The organism is Candidatus Binataceae bacterium, assembly GCA_035650475.1.
In the GTDB taxonomy this organism is placed as follows: domain Bacteria; phylum Desulfobacterota; class Binatia; order Binatales; family Binataceae; genus JAKAVN01.
The window spans coordinates 223259-244031 of record DASRHP010000006.1; the positions used below are offsets into that span (position 1 = coordinate 223259).

General features: G+C 66.9%; 16 protein-coding genes. 12 read left to right on the plus strand and 4 right to left on the minus strand.

The features are described 5' to 3' along the window. The first annotated feature begins 24 nt into the window (after window positions 1-24). The gene (locus VFB33_03660; GenBank protein HZO80768.1) at window positions 25-1179 is read left to right on the plus strand and encodes a MaoC family dehydratase N-terminal domain-containing protein; all 1155 of its coding nucleotides are present in this window, start codon (window positions 25-27) and stop codon (window positions 1177-1179) included. Here VFB33_03660 and VFB33_03665 read toward each other — a convergent pair whose 3' ends face one another. Then, window positions 1180-1518 (minus strand): hypothetical protein, encoded by a 339-nt coding sequence (locus tag VFB33_03665; GenBank protein HZO80769.1) that lies wholly within the window; start codon window positions 1516-1518, stop codon window positions 1180-1182. Window positions 1519-1745: 227 nt separating this feature from the next. On the opposite strand from VFB33_03665, the gene VFB33_03670 reads away from it, so the two are divergent. Both VFB33_03670 and VFB33_03675 read left to right on the plus strand, forming a co-directional pair. Then, window positions 1746-2267, plus strand: coding sequence for a hypothetical protein (locus VFB33_03670; protein HZO80770.1), 522 nt, complete (start codon window positions 1746-1748; stop codon window positions 2265-2267). A gap of 288 nt (window positions 2268-2555) precedes the next feature. Next, complete coding sequence (locus VFB33_03675; protein HZO80771.1) at window positions 2556-3065, plus strand: hypothetical protein; 510 nt, start codon at window positions 2556-2558, stop codon at window positions 3063-3065. A gap of 279 nt (window positions 3066-3344) precedes the next feature. On the opposite strand, the gene VFB33_03680 is transcribed toward VFB33_03675, so the two are convergent. Genes VFB33_03680 through VFB33_03690 form a run of 3 tightly spaced genes read right to left on the minus strand, consistent with a single transcriptional unit; the run spans window position 3345 to window position 6261 of the window. Then, window positions 3345-4187, minus strand: coding sequence for an ABC transporter ATP-binding protein (locus tag VFB33_03680; protein HZO80772.1), 843 nt, complete (start codon window positions 4185-4187; stop codon window positions 3345-3347). An 8-nt stretch (window positions 4188-4195) separates the two neighbouring features. Beyond that, entirely contained in the window at window positions 4196-5320 is a 1125-nt protein-coding gene (locus tag VFB33_03685; GenBank protein HZO80773.1) for an iron ABC transporter permease, read from the minus strand. Beyond that, window positions 5317-6261 carry a cobalamin-binding protein gene (locus VFB33_03690; GenBank protein HZO80774.1) on the minus strand — a complete coding sequence of 315 codons (945 nt, stop codon included), beginning with the start codon at window positions 6259-6261 and terminating at the stop codon, window positions 5317-5319. The genes VFB33_03685 and VFB33_03690 overlap by 4 nt, the downstream gene beginning before the upstream one ends. 138 nt (window positions 6262-6399) lie before the next feature. On the opposite strand from VFB33_03690, the gene VFB33_03695 reads away from it, so the two are divergent. From VFB33_03695 to VFB33_03735, 9 genes are all read left to right on the plus strand, one after another. Beyond that, complete coding sequence (locus VFB33_03695) at window positions 6400-8229, plus strand: FAD-binding protein (GenBank protein ID HZO80775.1); 1830 nt, start codon at window positions 6400-6402, stop codon at window positions 8227-8229. 464 nt (window positions 8230-8693) lie between these two features. Then, complete coding sequence (locus VFB33_03700) at window positions 8694-9188, plus strand: carboxypeptidase-like regulatory domain-containing protein (protein HZO80776.1); 495 nt, start codon at window positions 8694-8696, stop codon at window positions 9186-9188. Window positions 9189-9238: 50 nt separating this feature from the next. Next, window positions 9239-10486, plus strand: coding sequence for a polysaccharide biosynthesis/export family protein (locus VFB33_03705; GenBank protein HZO80777.1), 1248 nt, complete (start codon window positions 9239-9241; stop codon window positions 10484-10486). Between the two features lie 13 nt (window positions 10487-10499). Next, window positions 10500-12887: a polysaccharide biosynthesis tyrosine autokinase gene (locus VFB33_03710; protein ID HZO80778.1), complete on the plus strand. Its 2388-nt coding sequence runs from the start codon at window positions 10500-10502 to the stop codon at window positions 12885-12887. A gap of 110 nt (window positions 12888-12997) precedes the next feature. After that, a complete protein-coding gene (locus VFB33_03715) occupies window positions 12998-16027 on the plus strand; it encodes an O-antigen ligase family protein (protein HZO80779.1) in 3030 nt (1009 codons plus the stop codon). A 10-nt stretch (window positions 16028-16037) separates the two neighbouring features. Beyond that, the gene (locus VFB33_03720; protein HZO80780.1) at window positions 16038-17267 is read left to right on the plus strand and encodes a glycosyltransferase; all 1230 of its coding nucleotides are present in this window, start codon (window positions 16038-16040) and stop codon (window positions 17265-17267) included. Further along, a complete protein-coding gene (locus VFB33_03725; protein ID HZO80781.1) occupies window positions 17267-18460 on the plus strand; it encodes a glycosyltransferase in 1194 nt (397 codons plus the stop codon). The genes VFB33_03720 and VFB33_03725 overlap by 1 nt, the downstream gene beginning before the upstream one ends. Beyond that, window positions 18451-19617 (plus strand): glycosyltransferase family 4 protein, encoded by a 1167-nt coding sequence (locus VFB33_03730; protein ID HZO80782.1) that lies wholly within the window; start codon window positions 18451-18453, stop codon window positions 19615-19617. The genes VFB33_03725 and VFB33_03730 overlap by 10 nt, the downstream gene beginning before the upstream one ends. A gap of 14 nt (window positions 19618-19631) precedes the next feature. Then, a complete protein-coding gene (locus tag VFB33_03735; protein ID HZO80783.1) occupies window positions 19632-20678 on the plus strand; it encodes a glycosyltransferase in 1047 nt (348 codons plus the stop codon). Window positions 20679-20773: the final 95 nt, after the last annotated feature.

A 20773-nucleotide genomic window follows, 5' to 3' on the forward strand; every position in this document is an offset into this window, starting at 1 on the left:
CGTACGCAGGAGCGTTCGTCCGCGATGCCGGAGACACAACAGCAGCGTTTTTCATTGATCACCGACAAGGGTCTCGCCGAGTTGCGCAAGCTTATCGGCGTCCCGATTGAGGACTCGCTCGAACCGTGGTGCTACGAGGCGACGCGCGACAATATCCGCCATTGGGCGCACGGGATCGGCGACGACAACCCGCTGTGGTGTGACCCCGCCTACGCCGCGCGCACGCCCTACGGGCGCCTGGTAGCACCGCCGTCATTCATCTTCGCGCTCAACCGCTCGTTCAGCGGCTACGTCGCCGGACTGCCGGGGGTCCATGCGATGTTCGCCGGCATCGACGTCACCTGGCATCGCCCGATGGCGCTCGGCGACGCGTTCACCACCAAGGCATGGCTCAAGGACCTCGTTGAGCATCAGACCCGCTTCGCCGGCCGCGCAATCCAGCAGATCTATCGCTGCGAGTTCTACAACCAGCGCGGCGAGCTGGTCGCCGAGGGTGATAGCTGGTGCTTCCGCACCGAGCGCGACACCGCGCGCGAGCGCGGCACCAAGTACGAGGCGGTCAAGCAGAAGCCGCCGGTGCGCTACTCGCGCGAGGACATCGCGAAGATTTTCGCGCTGTACGAGGCCGAGGAAGTGTGCGGCGCCGCTCCGCGCTACATCGAGGACGTAAAGGTCGGCGACAAGCTGCAAACGATGGCCAAGGGGCCGATGACCGTCACCGGCTTCATCGCGTTTGCCCAAGGATGGGGCGGGCTGTATATCCGCGCCAACAAGCTCGCCTGGCAACAGCTGCGCAAGCATCCGGGCGTCGGCATTCCCAACCGCTTCGGTATCCCCGACGTCCCCGAGCGCGTGCACTGGGAGGACGACCTCGCCACGCTGGTCGGCACCCCCGCCGCCTACGACTACGGCCCCGAGCGCTGCTCATGGATGACGCACCATCTGACGAACTGGATGGGCGACGCGGGGTTCCTGCGCCACATCGCGGTTGAGATTCGCCGCCATAATCCGGTCGGCGACACGCTCTACATCAACGGCGAAGTGACGCGCGTGTTCGAGGAGGATGGCGCGCATTACGCCGAAGTCGCGCAGACCGCGGTCCAGCAGGACGGCGAGCTGTCAGTGCGCGCCACAGGCGTTGTCCGCCTGCCGTCGCGCTCGAAGTCGCGAACAGAATAATCAGCGGCCCGCCGCGGCGGATGGCGCTCTCAACCGTGGATCGTCCGCGCGGACGCATAGCGCGTGGCCGGAGCTTTCCCACAGCGCCTGCTGGCGGGTGTCGGTGCCCGGGCCGGCCTTGAGCGTGTCGTCGAAATCCACGTGGCGCTGCCTCTCGCATCGCTCGCGCGTGGGATAGAGGCCGAACCTGTCCCACGCGCTGAGCGGCAGCTCCGGATAGGCGCGCACCGAGATAAGCTGGCGCCTGGCCGTGTACGATTCGTACATCGGCGGCGCGAGCAAATACCATCCGGCGACGAACATCGCCGCCGCCGCCGCACATCGGACGCTCTCTCGCAAACCAAGGGTGAGCCGGCGTTGTGGGGCCCATCGAGCACGCCGCGGGCCCTCTTGAAGGGACGCATGGCTCCAAAGGGAACAGCGCTTCTCCGCTCCGTCAGAATTTAGGAGAAAAATGCCTAGCGTGGTCTTTGGCATATCAATTGCTGTTCCTCTGTTCAATTCCAAACCATGGGCGTCACATTTGGGCGGCAGTCCAGGGCGCCCTGAGGGAGAGTTTTTCAGCCATGAAGGCCGCGATCGTACTGGCCGCGTTGCTCACGCTCGCATCACTGACAGCACCGATTGCTTGCGCGCAACCCGCGTTTTCGGGAGCAAGTGCCTCCGTCATGAACGGCTTCGATCAAGGGGACCTGCTCATTCGATGGACCGAGACAGGGCTGACCGCTGGCCAAGTCATCACTTACAACCTGGCTGCTGAGGCTTCCGCAGTATATGGATGCGCGACGAAGGTTGCGCTGGATCAGCCGCTCTGCGCAGAAGTCGATGCCAATCCGTCGCGCACGATCTGGATCGTCGAGCCCAAGAACAGCACTCGCCATACCACCACGCTGGACGAGCCCGAACCAGATTCCGCGTGCGTGACGTGGTGCCAAAGCAACCAAGGCTCTCTGGTCCTTTACAGGGTTAATTATCAAAACGTATCCATCACCGATCAGACCAACGACATCTCCTTTCAGCTCAATGGTCCCTTTTCATATACCTTCTGCAAAGTGGGCAATCTGAAGAGCTGTCCGCCTCCTTCCTGATCCCATTGAGCTGCGCGGCTTCCCCCGGGAGGACCGCGCATGTCTCGAGTTTGCCCCGATTTGATCGTGACCGACGGCGCGCGCGCGCGGTCAGCTTGTTTTTGGAATCATCGGGCTCGCTTCAAGAATGGTCTCGAAGTTATCCAACTCCGTTGAGATGTCGGTGCGGCAGTTATAGAGCCAAAGACCGAATCGCAGACGACGATGGCATGTTCGTTGCTGGGGCGCGTTGCGGGTCGAAACTTTGAGCGCCGGATTTAAGGCGTTCCAGAGGAGCCGCTTTCAACCATGAGAACTGCATTAGCGTTTGCGGCGCTGCTCGCGCTCACGCCGGAGCTCGCCTCGGCGCAATCGAGCCCGTCCTTTTTGTCGGTGAGCGCCAGCCTTCTCAAGGGCCCCACCCCGGGGGAACTGCTGGTCCGATGGGCCGAGACGGGGCTGCCGGGCGGCGCGGTAAATTACTATCTCAGCGGCGATGCGTCCGCGACTTACGGATGCCTGGCCAAGAATTCGCAGGCGCTGTGTTCAGAAGTTACGGGCGCCACCAGGCGAATAATTTGGATCGTGACGGACAAGCAAACCACGCGTCAGACCACGACGCTGGACGAGCCGCCACCCGCTGACGATTGTGCTAGCGCCTGCCAGAACGCGGGCGGGTCGCTGGTCATTTACCAGGTCGAGTATGGCGATGTCTCAGTTGCTGACCTCACGAACAATGTGAGCGCCCAGGTGGGCGGTCCCTTTTCGTATACTTTCTGTAATGCGAGCAACCTGAAAAGCTGTCCGCCTCCGTCCTGATCGTTTGGGTTCCCAGGCGCGCTCTTGGTTGGGAACTCGCGCCTATCTTGCCTGCACATCTGCTGATCGCCACTGACGGCGCGCCGCGCCGTCGGTGGTTATTTTTAGGTCGCCCCGTTGAGGGGCAGTGTGAAAATTATCCGGCGCGAGACAGCTTCTTGGCGCTGATGCCGGGTTTGTGACGCCAAAAACCGAAACTTATCATTCGCGTACTACCCGCCGCGGCCGAGTCTCAACCCGCTTCGGCGGTCCTGTTGGCCAGTCTGCGCGCGGCGCCGTTCACCGGCGCGGCCCGCCGGCCAGCACCGCCAGCGCGCCGGTGGCGGGATTGCGGCCGACATAGACCTCGGTCTCGTACACTGCGCGCAGCTTCTCCTCGGTCAGCACCTCCTGCGGCGTGCCTAGGCCGACTGCCGTTCCGTCCTTGAGCAGCAGCACGCGGTCGGCGTAACACGCAGCGGCGTTGAGGTCGTGCAGCGTGGCGATCACGGCCAGCCCGCGCGTCGCTCGCAACTCGCCCAGCCGCTCGAAAGTTTCCGCGACATGGCGCAGATCAAGATGGGCCGTGGGCTCGTCGAGCAAGGCGATCTGCGGTTCCTGGGCAAGCGCGCGGGCGAGCAGGACGCGCCGCCGCTCACCGCCTGAAAGCTCCTGGATCGAGCGCGCGGCCAGCTCAAGCACGCCGAAACGGGCCAGCGCGTCACGCGCGATCGCAAGGTCGCGCCGGCTCTCGAAGTGCATCACGCCCAGATGCGGCGCGCGGCCCATCAGGACCACCTCGAGCACCGTGAACGAAAAAGCCACCGCGCTGTCTTGGCCGACGAAGGCCAGCCGACGCGCCTTCGCGCGTCCCTCCCACGACTTGAGCGGGGCCCCGAGCATCTCGATCGCGCCCTGCCATGGCTCGAGCAGCCCGCCGAGCATCCGCAGCAAGGTCGATTTGCCGGCGCCGTTGGGCCCGACGATCGCCAGCATCTCGCCCGCCGCGACTTCCAACGAGACACCATGCAGCACCGCCCGCCCGTCGTAGCCGCCGATTAGGCCGCTCGCACGCAGTGCCGGCGTCCGGGGCGCGGGCTGCCCGGCGAAATGCGCTTGCGGAAGGTCCGACTCTGCAGGCACGACAGGTCCTAGAACGCGAGCGGGCCGCGCCCCTCGCGGCGCAGCATATAGACGAAGAACGGGCCGCCGCACAGCGCAGTGATCGCGCCCACCGGAAGCTCGCTCGGCGCGATCGCCACCCGCGCGACCAGGTCGGCGAGGACCAGGAAGGCGGCGCCGCCGAGGAACGATGCTGGCAGGAGAAGGCGATGGTCGGCGCCGAAGGCGAGCCGCAACACGTGCGGCACGATCAGCCCGACGAAGGAGATGATTCCGCTCACCGCAACCGCCGCCCCGATCATTACCGAAGTCACGACAAAAATGCGCCGGCGTAGGGGGTCGACGTCGACGCCCAGCTCGGCAGCCGCTTCGTCGCCCAGGCTGAGCAGGTTGAGATCGCGCGCCCGTGCGGTCAGCGCGGCCAGCCCGGCCGTGCTCGTCAGCGCGACCAGTGCGACCTCGGCCCAGGTCGGCGCTTCCAAGCTGCCCATCAGCCAGAACACGATGTCGTGGACGTAGTAGAAGTTGGCGACGCTGTTGACCAGCATGATCGCCGCGCCCCAGATCGAGTTGAAGATCACGCCGACCAGCAGCAGCGTGAACGGTTCCATCCGGCCGTCCACCACCGCCAGCCGGTAAACCATCACGGTCGAAAGCAACGCGGCGACGAACGCGCACAACGGCACCACGCCGAGCGTGTCCGCCGACAGCCAGATCATCGCGACGATCGCGCCGAAGGCGCCGCCGCCAGAGATCCCGAGGATTCCGCCCTCGGCGAGCGGGTTGCGCACCAGCGCCTGGAGCGCGGCGCCGACCGCCGCCAGCGCCGCGCCGACCGCCGCGCCCATCAGCACCCGCGGCAGGCGCGCGGCAAAGAAGATCGCATGGTCGGGACTGTGCGGCTCGCCGACCGCGCGGATCAGGCTGACATGCACGCTGCCAAAGGCGGTGGCCGCGATCGAAACCATCACCAGCGCGATCGCGAGCGCGCCCATCACAAGCGTCATCCGCGCGCGCGTCAGATGGGCCGCGGCGAGCGCCTCGAGATCGCCGGGTTTGCCGACGCCGGGCGCGCCAGAGGGCGCAGGCGCGCCGCTCGAAGCCTCAGACGTGCCGGGGGTGCCGGGCCTCGGCTTCCTCGACGGCTCACTCATCGCTCATCCTTCGAAACGGGTTGCGCTGGGGTGTCGCCCGGCGCGGCGAAGCGTTCAGGATGAATAAGCCGGGCGAGAATTTCCAGCGTCTGGCCCACGCGCGGCCCAGGGTGCAACACCGGGTCCTGAGGATAGCCGAAGACGCGACGGTTGCGCACCGCCGGGATCTCCGGATAGCGGGACCAGAAGCCGGCGGGACTGCTCGCGTCGCTGCCCATCTGGCCGTCGAGGATAACCTGCGGGCGCATCGCGATAATGTACTCCAGGCTCAGATGGGGCCAGCCCTGAGGCACCACGTCCGCGATATTGTCGCCGCCAGCCAGCCGCAGCAGGTCGTCGAGGTAGCTGCCATGGCCGACCGCGACGGTCGGCTGATGGCCGACCAGCATCACCACGCTGCGCGGCCTTGTGCCTTCAAGTCGCGCGCGCACGGCGGCGATCTGGGCGTCGATCGACGCGAGCAGCCGGCGCGCCTGCGCGCCATGCCCGGTGCGTTCGCCGACCATCGCGATACCGCGCTCGATGTCTTCGAGCGAGTCGTCGTTCATCGTCAGCGTCGGGTAGCCCATCGCCTCGAGCGCGCGCACTTGGCGGCGGTTCGACGACAGCCCGGGACCGATGACCAGCGTCGGGCGCAGCGCCGCAATCGCCTCGACGTTGGGCGTAAGGAACGTGCCGACGCGGGGCAGATGGGTGGCGGCGGGCGGGTAGTCGCAATAGGTTGAGACGCCGACCACCGCGGCGCCCTCGCCCAGCGCAAAGAGCGTCTCGGTTACTGCCGGCGCCAGCGACACGATACGCGCGGGCGGGCCGGCGCCCGCGGCGGCGGCGTCACCGACGGTCGCCGTTGCCGCTGCATTCGCGGCGGCGGCGATGAGCGCCGCGGCGGCAAGCAGCGCGGAGCTGCGCGCGGCGCGGCGGATGGATCGGCGGGCGCTCATACGGGCGAAGCTATCGGATCGCGCGCAACTGCTTAAGCGGCGCGCGCGCTTCCTTGCATCGGCTTGCGCCGCTCGGTTAGCCTCGAACGCGCGACCTCAGGCTCGCTCCGATTCGGCCTCCAAGGAGTGGACAGCGCAGTGCTCAAGATAGCCGTTTGCATCAAGCAGATTCCCCTGGTCGAGGACGCCAACTTCGACCCGGTCACCAAAACGATTCGGCGTGACGGGGTCAACGTGATCAGCGCCTTCGACCTGCGGGCGATCTCGCTTGCGGCCGAATTCAAGCAGAGCCTCGGCGCACATACGACGGTGGTCACGATGGGGCCGCCGCAGGCTCGCGCGGCGCTGATTGACGCACTCGCGATGGGGATGGATCGCGCGGTACATCTTGAGGACCGCGCCTTCGCCGGCTCGGACACGCTGGCGACCGCCCGCGCGTTGGCCAAGTGGCTGGGAGGCGAGGGCTTCGATCTGATCCTGCTCGGCAAGTACTCGCTCGACGCCGAAACCGGCCAGGTCGGCCCGGAGATCGCCGAGCTGCTCGGGATCGCACAAATCACAGGCGTACGTAAGCTGCGGATCGAAGACCGCAGGGTTATCGCCGAGCGCGAGAGCGACGAGGGCTACGACGACGTCGAGTGCGCGATGCCCGCGCTGCTGACCTGCGCCGAGCGCGTGGCGCAGCCGATCCGGGTCAAGCCGGAAGCGGTCGAGCAGGCCAAGGCGCGGCAAATCGAATCCGTGCGCGCGGCCGCCCTCGCCGCCGACGCCTCGCAGTTCGGCTTCGCCGGCTCGCCGACCTCGGTCCAGGAAGTGCGCGCGACCCCGAGCAGCTATCCGAAGTGCCGCATGATCGACGCCGCTGACCCGGCGCGTGCGGCGCGCGAGGTGGTTGCGGCGCTCGACGCGATGGGTGCGCTCAGGCGTAGGCGGCGCGCGCGCCGCCCGGTCGGCGCCGCCCTGCGCAAACCGGCGCGCGGGCGCGATCTATGGGTGGTGTGCGAAACCAACCTCGCCGGCGAAATTACCCGAGGTAGCCTCGAACTGCTCTCGCGCGGCGACGAGCTCGCTGCGCATCTCGGCGGTGCACTCGTCGCGGTCGGATTCCCCGCGGCACTCGCCCGCCACGCCGGCCTGCTCGCGAGCTACGGCGCCGACCAGGTCGTTGTGCTCGACCATCCCGCGCTCGAAGCCTACACCCCGGAGGCGGCCGCCGAGGCCGTCGCGCACCTGGTGCGAGAACGCACTCCCTGGGGTCTGTTGCTCAACGCCAGCGAACGCGGACGCGACTGGGCGCCGCGGCTGGCGGCGCGCCTGAACCTGGGCTTGACCGGCGACGCGATTGGGATCGAGCTCGACAGCGAAGGTCGAATGGTTGCGCTCAAGCCGGCCTTTGGCGGCAATATCGTCGCGCCTATCCTTTCGAAGACGTTTCCCCAGATGGCGACCGTGCGGACCGGCGTCCTCGAGCTGGCTGAGGCGAACCACGCGCGCGCGGCCTCCTCGGTGGAAACCGTGCGGCCGACGCTGCGCCCGGCGCTCAGCCGGCTGGTCGCGGCGCATGCGCTGCTCGACACCTCGATAGCGCCGCTTGAGGGCGCCGAGGTCGTGGTAGGCGTAGGGATGGGTGTCGGCGGTCCGAAGGGCGTAGCCGCGGTCAGCGAGTTCGCTCGCGTGATCGGTGCCGGTATGTGCGCGACGCGGCGCGTGACGGACCAGGGATGGATGCCGCGGCAATTGCAGGTCGGCTTGACTGGAAAGGCAATCGATCCGCAGCTCTATTTCGCGATCGGCGTGCGCGGCGCGCCCAACCATACGGTGGGAATCAAACGCGCGGGCGTGGTCGTCGCGATTAACAACGACCCTGAGGCGCCGATCTTCGAGCGTGCTACGCTGGGCCTGACAGCTGATTGGTCGGCGGTGCTTCCCGCAGTTTCCGACGCTTTGCAGGCCGCGCTCGCGAGTTGAGCGTCCAGCAGAAGATTCGTCAGCATAAGTTGATTCGGTGGCCGGGAGCAACGCGTGCCCGCTCCCACCTTTTAAAGGGCCCTAGCGACTTGACGTGCGGCGCCGGTCACCGACGCTTTGTTTTGCCCTAATCGGACATCGCGTCTTCCTGCTCCCTTTGATTCGGTCGGACGTAACAGGGGTTGTGGACCCGCGCGTCTGATGTAGCACCGGACGCGGCCGAAATCCGTTCCGATTCCCGCTTAAATGCGGCAATGATGAGTTGTAATTAGCTGACTTGACCAAGACTTGCGGGTTTCATATAACCGAGAGCGATTTGATCAGCCTGCCAGGGGGGTCGCTCTATCGTTGGCGAGCCTTAGGATCGGGGACAATCAGTCATGTTTTGAGTTGACAAAGCTAGTGTTGACTCCTGTAGACCCGGTATATATTCTGAAACAGGTCGTGCAGCTCGGAGGAAGGCTATGAAGAAAAGTTGCTCGGTTCTGGTCGCGTTAATTATCGGTGTCGGTACTTCGGCCTTTGCTGCCGACATCCGGGGCATGGTCTCCAGTGCCCAGGGCCAATCGGTGGCGGGCGTCCAAGTGATCGCCAAGGGAGCCAACGGAGCGGTGGCCGGCCAGGCCACGACGGGATCCGACGGCGGCTACCTTATCACCGGTCTGCAGTCGGGCAACTACAATTTCACCTTGGAGCCGGGGCCGAGCGGATTTCAGGGACAGACCGTTGCCTCGTATGTCGGCCCCGATGGCCTGTGCCTCAATTGGGGCGTTTCGACCTCGGCTCCCGCAGTCGCTACTGCGCAGCCCGGCGCAACGTGCCAGCTCGCTGCTGCCGGCGGATTCGGAACTGCCGAAATGACTGCGGCCGGTGCCGCGCTGCTTGGCGGTGGCGCGATCGGTGCGGCGGCGGCGCTCTCCGGTTCCGATAACCATCATGTGGCGACGCCATCGCGCTAGCCGGTGCACGGGAACTGAAGCGGGAACTTAATCGGAGCGGTTCAAGAGGCGTGAACTTCGCCAAGTACCTGCTGGTCGTGGTCGGGATGTGTGTTCTCGGCGCGTGCGGCACGCAGTACGCCTCTGAGAGCCTCGTCGGCCCTAACGATCCGGCAGCCGTGCCGATAAGTCAGGCGGTTGCCGCCGGCGACACGGCCCTGCCGGGTGCGGACAAGACGTTGGCGCAGACCGCCCCTGCGTACAGCGACGCCGAGGGGCGCTCTGCCAACGATGTGCGCGACGCGGCCCGCCTCGAATCGCTTTATCGCCAGCGCACCCAGGGCGAGGTTGTGACCGACTACCCGATCGGTCCGGGCGACGTGCTGGTGATCTCGGTTCCACCGATCGACGAGCTGAAGCAGCGCACCGTGCGAGTCGAAGCCGATGGCACGATCTCGCTGCCGATGCTGGGCGCGATCAAAGCCGGCGGGCTGACCGAAGGCCAACTGCATGCGGCGCTGCAGGAAAAGCTGAAGACCTACATGTACAACCCCGAGGTCGAGGTCTTCGTCAAGGAGTACCACAGCCGCGAAGTGGCGGTTATCGGAGCGGTAAACGCGCCGGGACTGGTGACGCTTAGCGGTCCCAACGAAACCGTGCTCGACATGCTGACGCGTGCGGGCGGGCTCAGCGCCAAGGCGGCTGACGAGGTGATCCTGCTGCCCGCGGAATACAGTACGCAGTCTGCCGGCGGACGGATCGCGCGGGTCTCGACCGGGGAAGCGGCGCCGACTGACGGCTTGCGCCGCGAGGCGTCTGACGCGGCGCGCGCGCGCGACGGCTTTCAGCAGCGTGAAGTCAGTGCGCTGCTCCATCAGAACAGCCATCCGCTGGTCATCGCGCTCAAGAACACGGCGCTGACCGGTTCGGGTGGCTACCTGAACATGCCGGTGCGCCCGGGCGATGTGATCGTGGTGCCGGGCGGCGGTGAGGTGATGGTGGTGGGCTGGGTGCAGAATCCCGGTCATTTCCAGGTTGGCTCGGGGCTGACAGTGCTCGGCGCGATCGGCGCCGCGGGCGGCCCGATGTACGCCGCCAACACCTCGGAAGTCCACCTCATCCGCACCCGGCGTGACGGTTCGAAGCTGGTGCTCAAGATCGACCTCAGCAAGATCAAGGACGGCTCTGAGCCGGACCTTCCGGTACGCGGCAACGACGTGATTGACGTGCCCTACTCGGATCTCAAGATCGGGCCCTATGTTTTCTACCAGGTTCTGACCAAGATGGCGGTCGGCGGGCCCGTAATGCCGGCGCCGTAGGCAAAGAAACACCGTGAGAGAACCCTCGCCCTACTTCATCCGCCGCGGCGCGGTGCCCGAACCCGCGCTTGAGCCCGAATTCTCGCCCGCCTTCTTCGACGACGAAGTCGCCAAGATCGACGTGTGGACCTACTGGCGCATCGTGCGCAAGCACCTGCGCCTGATCTGCGCGGTGGCTGGCGGCGTGGTGCTGGTCACTCTGCTGCATCTGGTGATGACCACGCCGATCTACACCGCCCAGACCACGGTGATGATTCTGCCCAAGGCGCCTACCGGGATCGATCCGGCCGAGGCACTGATCGAGATCGAGGCCGCCTACGACGGCTCCGACTACATCAAGACCCAGACCGAGATTCTCCAGAGCCGGACGCTCGCCGCCCAGGTTGTGCGCAACCTGGGGCTCGACCGCAACCCGGCCTTCGCCGGCGGCAAGTCGGGGTCGCTCAGCCTCGCAGGCCTGTTCAACAACTTGCGCCTGTGGGCGCACAACTTGACGTCGCCCGCGACGCCCAACCCGCATGGGTCGCGCGTCGGCCTGCTCGGGGTCGCGCCTGAACTGATCGACGCCTACCTCGGCGGTCTCAGTATCCTGCCGGTCAAGAGCACCAGCATGGTCGACATTCGTTACAGCTCGACCGACCCGGTGCTGGCCGCGCGCGTCGCCAACGCGCACGCCGAGGCCTATATCGCGCGCGGTATCGAGCTGCACAGCCAGGCCAGCCACTCGGCCGAGAAGTTCCTCAACCAGAAGCTGATCGAGATCAAAGAGCAGCTCGAGCGTTCCGAGATCGCGCTCAACGACTACCGGCGCAAGAAGAACATTATTCCCGGCCTGACCTCGCTCGACGGCAAGGACGCGGTGGTCGTCAATCGGCTGGCTGACTTGAGCAAGGACCTGACCAAGGCCGAGGTCGAACGTATCGGCCTGGAGTCGCAGGTCGAGATGATCCGCAAGCACCAGTACAGCTCGTTGCCCCAGGTGATGGACGACAAGCTGGTGCAGGAGATGGAGACCCAGCTCAACAAGCTCTACGCCCAAGACGCCAGCCTCGCCAACCAGTTCACCGCCGCCTATCCGCCGCTGGCGCAGCTGCGCGCCCAGGAAGCCGCGCTCAAGGCCCACATCAACCAGCAGGTCCAGGCCGCGGTCGACCAGATCCAGGCCGGCTACAACCAGGCGGTGGAAAAGGAGCGCGAGCTCAAGGCCGAGATCCAGGACGAGCGCGAGAACACGCTGCGCCTCAACGACGCCGCGGTCCAATACGCGATCCTCCAGCGCGACGTCGACACCAATCGCCAGCTTTACAACGCGGTCCTCAAGCGGCTGAAGGACGTGGGGGTCGAGGCCGAGGCGCAGACCTCCAACGTGTCGATCGTGGACAAAGCGACCGCGCCGCGGATTCCGACCTCACCCAAGAAGCTGCGCGACCTGATGGTCGCGTCGCTGCTCGGCCTGTGCGGCGCGCTCGGCCTTGCCTTCCTGCTCGACTACCTCGATAACACGCTGAAGGATCCCGAGGAGGCCGAACGCTACCTGCGCCTGCCCAATATCGGGATTATTCCCGAGTTCAGCCGGCTGAATTCGTCGACATACGGGCCCAAGGGTTACGCGCCGCTGGCCAGCGCGTTAAGCGCCGCGCTCGACGGCGGCCGCGCCGCCAAGGCCTTGGTCAACGGCAACGGCAATGGCAACGGGCGCCGCGCCGCTCCCGTGCGCGAGCTCGTTACCGACCACGGCGCCTACTCGGCAATGGGCGAAGCCTACCGCAATCTGCGCACTGCGCTGCTGCTGTCGCGCGCCGGCGCGCCGCCCAAGGTCACGCTGGTGACCAGCGCGCTCGCCGGTGAAGGCAAGACGGTGACCGCGGTAAACACTGCCGCGATGCTCGCACAGCTCAATGCCCGCGTGCTGCTGATCGACGCCGACCTGCGCCGTCCGCGATGCCATCGCGTGCTCGGCGTGGAGAACCATCTCGGGCTGACCGAGGTGCTGACCGGCGTGCGCGACCTGCACGATCTGATCCGCCCCAGCGGGATCGAAAGCCTCTTCCTGCTCAGTTCCGGTTCGGTTCCACCCAATGCGACCGAGCTGCTGGGCTCCTCGAAGATGCACCAGGTGCTGACCGAGCTCCAGCAGATCTACGACTACATCGTGATCGACTCGCCGCCTGTGATCCCGGTCAGCGACGCTCTATTGCTTTCGACCATCGCCGACGGCGTGCTGCTGGTGACCAATGCCTCGCGCACCCCGAAGTATCAGGTGCGGGCGGCGCGCGCGCGCCTGGAGTACGCGCGTGCCAAGATTTTCGGTACGGTGCTAAACCGCATCAAAATGCACCATTCCGACTACCACTACTACCATCAGGGCTATTACACCCCCGAAGATGAGAACGCCCTGTAGGAGGGCCACGAGGCTAACTGATACAGGGTGGGCGTCGGACGCCCCACCGCATCGAGCCGCCCCGCCCGTGCGGGGCGCCTGAGCGCCCAGGCTGCAGGTACACGGCAAGCTTGCGCCGCATCGACCACATAGTGCTTGCGGGAATCGGCCTTCTGGTCGTGCTGACCCCGCTCTGCTTCGGCGCGGTTCATCCGTGGGCCTACGCGCTGATGGAGCAGCTCAGCTTCGCGCTGGTCGCGCTGTGGATGGTCAAGGCATGGATCGGCGGCGGGACGCTCCTGCGCGTCGGCGGACGCGCAGCGCTGGCTGCGGTGGCTGCGCCGATGGCCCTACTGCTCGGGTTGCTTGCGGTGGAAACGCTGCCGCTGCCGCCGGACCTGCTCGCCAGCCTCTCGCCCGCCGCCTACCATCTCTACGCGCAGGTGCTACCCGGCTGGCCGGCGCGCGACTCTTATCGCGACATTGACTTCAACGCGGCGCCGCGTCCTCCCGCCAGCCCCGTAATTCTGCCTACCGCGCAGCAGGTCAGCGCTGGCGCCTCGGTTCCCTTCGCGCCCGCAAAGGCTCGCTCCCTCGGCCGCGCGCTTTCCAATCAGGACGGGTCCGCGCGCAGCGAAGCAGTTGCGGGCGAAGCGAGCGTGCGAACGGATAACAGCCCCGGCAGCGCGACGCCCGCCGGCGCCTCGGCCGTCGCGGCGCCGAAGGTTCGGCAGGCGGCCGCCCAAAGCTCCGGCGACGGCGCGCAGCTTGGGGAGCTTCTGCGAGCCGCGCTGAAACCGTTGCGCTCGCTCCACACCGGCGGATGGCGCGCGCTCAGCTTCGAGCCCGCCGTGACGCGCGCCAGCCTGCTTAAGTCATTCGCGTACGCCGCGATGTTTCTGTTGGTCGCGCTCTACCCGTTCGGCGCTCCGGGCGAGCCGCGTAGCGATCTGCGCTTCAGCCGCGCGGTGATCGCAATGGTGCTCGCCACGGGCCTGGCGGTCGCCTTCATCGGGCTCGCCAACTGGGCCTCGTGGAACGGCAAGATCCTGTGGTTTTTCGTGCCGACTGACTGGGGCGCGCCCAGAACGGTGCTGCTGCGCGCCAGCGGGCCGTTCGTCAACCCGGACGATTTCGCCGACTATTTGGCGATGATCTTTCCCTTCGCACTGGCCGGCGCGCTGTTCAGCACTGACCTTGTGCCGCGCGAATGGCGAACCGTCCAGCGCCTGCTTTCCCTTCTTATCGCCTTCGTCATCGTCTGCGCGCTGTTGCTTAGCCTGTCGCGCGGCGGATGGGCGGCGGCGGCTTTCGGCGCGATGTTGCTGGTCGCGCTGTACTTCCTCCAACCGGCGGAGCGGCGCGCGGTCTTTGCGCGGCATATCAACGCGCGCACGCTGCGATGGGCGGGAGTGGCGGCGCTGGGGGCGCTGCTGCTCGCGCTGATCTTTGTCGGCGGGCAAGGACGCAGCCTCACCGCGGAGCGCATTAGCCAAACCGCTTCCGACGTCGTGACACTGGCCGAGCGGACGTCGCTGTGGCGCGCATCGCTTGCCATGAGCCGCGATTTCCCGCTGTTCGGCGTCGGACTGGGCGTGTGGGGAGAGATGTTCACGCGCTACGCGCTACCCCCGTGGTCGCAGTACCTCTTCTTCCGCGAGGCGCATAACGACTACCTCCAGTTTCTCGCCGAGGCCGGCCTGCTCGCGATGCTGCTGCTGATCTGGCTCGCTTGGCGCATCCTGCGGCGCCTTGCGGCCACGCTGCGCGCAGGCGATCCGCGCAAGTGGCCCCTGCTGGCCGCGGTCGTGGCCGCTGCCGGCGCGGTGGCGCTGCACGAGACGGTCGATTTCAGCCTTCAGATTCCGGCCAACGCGATGCTGCTGGCGGTGCTGTTGGGGCTCGGCTTGCGAGCGGCCACACCGCCCCTGGTCGGCCACGAGATGCGGCGCGGTAGGACGGCGCGCCCGATTGCGGCTCTGGCGGCCGGCCTCGCGCTGGCGATGATTTTCGCGGCGACCGGCCAGCGCGACGTTTACTATCCCGACTTCCTCGCGCAGGTCAAAAATCTCCGCGCGGCGGTTGCGCGCGTGCGCGCCCATCCCGCGGATTCCGAGAGCCATTTTCTCGCGGCACGGTTTGGCCGGGGGATCATGAATCCCGAGGACCGGCTGCGCGAACTGCGCAGCGCCGTGTGGCTTGATCCCACCAATCCATACAAGCGCGATGCCTACGCGAGTCTGCTCGCCCAACGCGGCCGGCTTACTCTCGCCGAGTCCGAGGTTACCCGCTCGGTTTTCAACTCGCCCTCGACCGATACCCACTTCTATCTCAGTCCCGAGCTGGTGCATTGGCTCGCGCCGCGCACGCGCGAGGCGGTCGAGCGCGGCTTCCGGGAGGCGATCGCGGCGCGGATGCCGGGCGCGCTCAGCGGCCTCGGCAACTTCTATGCCCTGAACAATCGTCCGCTCAAACAAGCGCGACTGGAAAGCGAGGCCGCTGGCCATGCCACCAATCCGGCGGACCGGCTGCACCTGCTGCTCGGTGCGGGCAGCGCCTACGCTGCCGCGGGTTATATGACCAGTGCCGAGGCTCTGTTCCGGATCGCGATGGAAGAGGCGCCGGGCGATCTCGCACCCTACGTCGCCCTGCTCCAGACCGTGTATGGTCCTGACCGCGACATGCGCTCGGCCAAGGCGCTGGTCGAGAACGCGATCGAAGCGGGCGGCGATCCATACGTGCTGAATTCCGAGCTGGCAAATGCCGCGGGGCAGGCCCAGGATACGGCGACCGAGGAGAAAGCGCTGAAGGACGCGCTCGCGGTGATCCCGGAGGATCTCAACACGCTTACCAGGCTAGGTGAGTTTTACATCAACCTTGACCGCCCCGACGATGCGCTGCTCGTCCTGCAGGAGGCCGTCGAGGCGCAGCCCGACTCGGCGCGGCTCAACTTCGACCTCGGCCGCGCTCAGGAAGCGTCCTATCACTACTATGCGGCCGAGAAAGCCTACGCGCGCGCGATCGAACTGGAGCCGCGCAATCGCGAATTCGCCAGCTATTACGCAGACTTCAAGCAGCGGATGACTAAAGGGGCGGCCGAGCTGAAAAAGGCGGTTGCGCGGCCTCCGGCCGCCCAGCCGACGCCGGCTGCCGAGGACTGAGCGCTCCCGCGTGAAGATCGTCTACCTCAATCCGACCGGAGAACTCGGTGGTGCCGAACGCAGCCTGCTCGACTTCATGACCAGCCTGCGCGCCGCCGACCCGCGCTGTTCGTTCAGGCTTATCGCCGCCGCCGACGGCGCGATGGTCGAGGAGGCGCGCGCGCTCGGCGCGGAGACCTGCGTTTTGCCGCTGCCGCCTACGCTCGCCCGCCTGGGCGACGCCGGCGCGGGCGGCCCGGCGGGCCGCGGCGCCCCGCGCGTGCTGAGCATGCTCGGGCGGATGTCGCTCGGCACGCCGTCGGCGGCGCTGTACACGGCGCGCCTGCGCCGGGCCCTGCGCGCTGCTGCACCCGACGTCGTCCATACCAACGGCTTCAAGATGCACGTGCTGGGTGCGTGGGCGGCGCCGCGCGGAGTGCCGGTGCTATGGCACGTCCACGACTACGTCAGCGCGCGGCCGGTGATGGCCCGGTTGATGCGGGCGCATGCCGACCGTTGTGCCGCCGCGATCGCCAATTCGCTCAGCGTTGCCGCCGACGTTCGCGCCGCATGCGGCCCCCGGCTCAAGGTCTTCCCGATCTACAACGCAGTTGACCTCACCCGCTTCGCGCCCGCCGGTCCAGTGCTCGACCTCGACCATCTGGCCGGACTCCCGCCGCCGGACGAAGCCGTTGTCAGGGTCGGGCTGGTCGCGACGATGGCGCGGTGGAAGGGACACGAGGTTTTCCTGCGCGCGCTCGCCCGCCTGGGCGGGCGGCCCACCGTGCGCGGCTACGTGATCGGCGGCGCGCTCTATCAGACCAACGGTAGCCAGTATCAGATCGACGAACTGCGCCGGCTCGCCCGCCGCCTCGGGCTCGAGGGCCGCGTCGGGTTCACCGGCTTCGTCAGGGACGCTGCGGCGGCGATGCGCGCGCTCGACGTGGTGGTGCACGCGAGCGTCCAGCCCGAGCCCTTCGGGCTGGTGATCGCGGAGGCGATGGCGTGTGGGCGTGCGGTGGTGGTAAGTCGTGCCGGCGGCGCCGCCGAGATCGTCAGTCCCGGCGAGGACGCGCTCGTCCACGAACCGGGGGCTACGGATTCGCTGGTCGCGCATCTGCGCGAACTGGTGCGCAACCCCGGGCTGCGCGCATTCCTCGGGCAGAACGCGGCGCTTTCCGCGCGCCGGCGCTTCGCCAGCGCGCGCCTGGGCGCCGAGCTGCTGCCGGTCTATCAGATGCTGACGGCCAAGGCGGCATGATGCGCGTACTTCACGTCAGCGCGGGCAATCTCTACGGCGGGGTCGAGACCGTCTTGCTCACGCTGGCGCGTTCGCGCGCCCTATGCCCGGAGGTGCAGCCGGAATTCGCGTTGTGCTTCGCCGGACACGTGGCCGACGAGCTGGCGGCCGCCGACGTCCAACTGCATGTGCTGGGCGCGGTGCGCGCGCGCAATCCGCTCAGCGTGCTGCGCGCGCGGCGCGCGCTTCGGGAGCTTATCGTACAGCGCCGCTTCGACGCGGTGATCTGTCATGGCGCGTGGGTGCAGGCGATTTTCGGCCCGCCCGCGCGCGCCGCCGGCGCCTCACAAGTCTTCTGGTTACACGACGCTGCCGCCGGACGGCATTGGGTCGAGCGATGGGCCGCACTGGCGCCGCCCGACCTCGCGATATGCAACAGCCGCTTTACCGCGGCCTCGCTCGGCCACATCTACCCGAGCGTACCCGTCGAGGTCGTGTACTATCCCGTTGCCGCTCCGCACGGCGACCTTCGAGCCGAGCGCGACGCCGTGCGCGGCGAGCTCGATGCCGCACCCGATGCGGTGGTCGTAATGCAGGCCAGCCGGATGGAGGCGTGGAAGGGCCATCGACTTCTTCTCAGGGCATTGGCGCGGCTCGCCGAGGTGCCGCAATGGACGTGCTGGATGGTGGGCGGTGCGCAACGGCCGCACGAAGCACGCTATCTTGATGAGCTGCGGGCGGAGGCCGCGGCCCTGGGGATCGCGGCGCGGGTCAACTTCGTTGGCCAGCGCGCCGACGTCTCACGCCTGCTCGCCGCGGCCGACATCTATTGCCAACCTAACCTGGGCGCTGAGCCCTTCGGCATCGCCTTCGTCGAAGCGCTTTACGCCGGGTTGCCGATTGTGACGACCGCGATGGGCGGCGCGCTCGAGGTCGTCGACGAGTCGTGTGGCACGCTGGCCGCGCCCGACGATCCAGCGGCGCTGGCCGCGGCCCTTGGCCGGTTGATCGCAGACCGCGGCCTGCGCGCCCGCCTGGGCGCCGCCGGCCCCGCCCGCGCAGCGGTACTATGCGAACCGGCGCGCCAGCTCGCGCAACTCGCAAGCGTGCTTGATTCGGCTAGGACGCCGTCCGTAACGCCAGGTGCTGGCGCCGCCGGGACTGTACAGGGGAAGCAGGTGAGTAGTCGCAGGGACCAATCACCATGCGCCTGATGCACGTGTATCTGGGCCATTCCTACGGCGGAATCGAACGCTTGCTCCTCACGACGCTACGCCTGCGTCACCTGTGGCCCACGATCGAAACTTCTTTCGTCCTGTATCCGCCAGGCGATTTCCGTGTGGAGTTGGAAATCGCCGGGGCGGCCGCTCAGGACTTGGGCGCAGGTCGGGTCCGGCTCCGCAACCCGCTTAGCCTCTGGCGGGCGCGGCGCAGGCTGCATGAGATCATCGTGGCGGAGCGAACCGACCTGGTAGCGGTGCACAATCTGTGGCTGTGGACGATCTTCGGCTCTGCGGTGCGCTCGGCCGGCCGACCCGCAGTGTTGTGGCTACACGACCCTCCGGACCGAGCGACTCACTGGGCAGCGCGATGGGCGCGTCTCACGGTGCCGGACCAGGTGCTATGCCACAGCCACTACACCGCCCGCCGTGCGCCCGCGATGTTTTCCGGGGTGCCGGTAGAAACCGTCCACTGCCCAGTCGAGCCCGTGCTGGCTGACAAAAATGCGTCGCGCGCGCTCCGCGCCGCGACCCGCGCCGAACTCGGTATCGCTGAGAATATGGTCATCATCCTGCAGGTATGCAGGCCTTCGGCGCACAAGGGCAACCTTCAGTTGGTCCAGGCGCTGGCGAAACTGCGTCATCTGCCAAACTGGATTTGCCTGCAGGTTGGCCGCCCGGTCCTCCCGGTCCAGACGAACTATTACGAAGGCGTCAAGCGAGCGGCAAGCGAGCTCGGGATCGCCGATCGGGTGCGCTTTCTCGGTTACCGCAACGATCTTGAAGGGCTCCTTGCCGCGGCTGACATCCATTGCCAGCCCAACCTCGAGCCCGAGCCGTTCGGCATCGCCTTTGTGGAAGCGCTGTACGCAGGACTGCCGGTAGTAACCACTGCGATGGGCGGTGCGCTTGAGATCATCGACGAATCATGCGGCATTCTGGTGCCGCCGGGCGACCTCGAGGCGCTGGCAGGGACGCTCGCCAAGCTTATCGGGAACCGCGAGCTGCGCGTCCGCCTGGGGATCAACGGCCCTACGCGCGCACGTCAACTGTGCGACCCGGCGACGCAAATGGCGAAACTCGAGGCGGTGTTGCTGAAGGCTGGTTTGCGCGCAACTAATGGCACGTCCGCACAGAGGGCGAAGGCGTGAGTCCTGCCGTTTCAGTGGTCATTCCGTCGTACAACGGCGCGCGCCGCCTGCCCTTGGTGCTGCGCGCGCTGGCGGCCCAGGATGTGCGCGACGGGTCGTTCGAGGTTATCGTCGTCGATAACAACTCAACGGATGACACTTGCCGGGTGGTGGTCGAAGAGCCGGCGGTCGCCGCGTTGCGTACGCGCGGCGTCGAGGTGCGATGCATCGGCGAGCAGCGCCAAGGCCCGGGTTTCGCCCGTATTGCCGGTGCACTTGTTGCGCGCGCCGCGCTTGTTTGCTTTCTCGACGACGACAACATTCCGGCGCCCGATTATTTGCGACGTGGTATGGCCGCGCTGAGCGATCCGAGCGTCGGAATATTGACCTCAAAGCTGACTGCCCAATGGGAGGCCGAGCCTCCCCCGAGTATAGCGCGTCGAAGAGGCCTTCTCGCGATCAATGATTTTTTTGGCGACGCGCCCAGCGATCTTGGCGCCGATTCGCTAATCGCGCCGACCGCTGGCGCCGGCTTGTGGATGCGGCGCCAAGCGTTCCTCGATGCTGTGTCGCTCGACCAGATCGACCATCTATTGCCCGGAAGGACGCCGAGCTCGATGTGTGCGGGAGAAGATATCGAGGTCGGGATGCTGATCGGCGCCGCGGGTTACCGGCGGCTGTTCAGACCGGAGCTGAGGATCACCCACCTGATCTCGAAGGAGCGGGTAGCCGCTCGGTACTTTTCCCGGCTGATCGTGGGGCATGTGAGAACCAATTTCACACTGGATTGCCGACATCGGCTCCGTCCATACACTTTAGCGCGACGGCTGCGGGGGGCGCTGCACCTTGCGGGCGCGCTTGCAGCGGCGCCGATCGTTGCGCTGGTGCGCACGGACGGTCTGCGCGAAGCGCTGTTCATCGCCGCACAGCGCTGGGCGGCGGTTCGCGGTCCGTATCGGGCCTTCGCGCGCCCCTTACCCCAATCTATCTTTGAACGGTGCGCGCAAAGCCGCGCGCGGTCCTCGCAAAAAGCGGGCGGCGAGGGGCCGGCAGCCGAGCTTCGTGTAATGGGCAGACAATGAACGCTCACCTGCAGCGTAATCCTGGCCACTTCGACGGCTGGGCGAGCCCGGAAGAGGTTCCGCCGTTGGCTCATCGTTTGTTGTGGAGAAGGCGC

Coding starts and splice junctions, on each gene's coding strand:
- VFB33_03725 (HZO80781.1), top strand. CDS start 17,267: ATGCGCGTACTTCACGTCAGCGCGGGCAATCTCTACGGCGGGGTCGAG.
- VFB33_03700 (HZO80776.1), top strand. CDS start 8,694: ATGAAGAAAAGTTGCTCGGTTCTGGTCGCGTTAATTATCGGTGTCGGT.
- VFB33_03690 (HZO80774.1), bottom strand. CDS start 6,261: ATGAGCGCCCGCCGATCCATCCGCCGCGCCGCGCGCAGCTCCGCGCTG.
- VFB33_03660 (HZO80768.1), top strand. CDS start 25: ATGCCGGAGACACAACAGCAGCGTTTTTCATTGATCACCGACAAGGGT.
- VFB33_03730 (HZO80782.1), top strand. CDS start 18,451: ATGCGCCTGATGCACGTGTATCTGGGCCATTCCTACGGCGGAATCGAA.
- VFB33_03675 (HZO80771.1), top strand. CDS start 2,556: ATGAGAACTGCATTAGCGTTTGCGGCGCTGCTCGCGCTCACGCCGGAG.
- VFB33_03670 (HZO80770.1), top strand. CDS start 1,746: ATGAAGGCCGCGATCGTACTGGCCGCGTTGCTCACGCTCGCATCACTG.
- VFB33_03685 (HZO80773.1), bottom strand. CDS start 5,320: ATGAGTGAGCCGTCGAGGAAGCCGAGGCCCGGCACCCCCGGCACGTCT.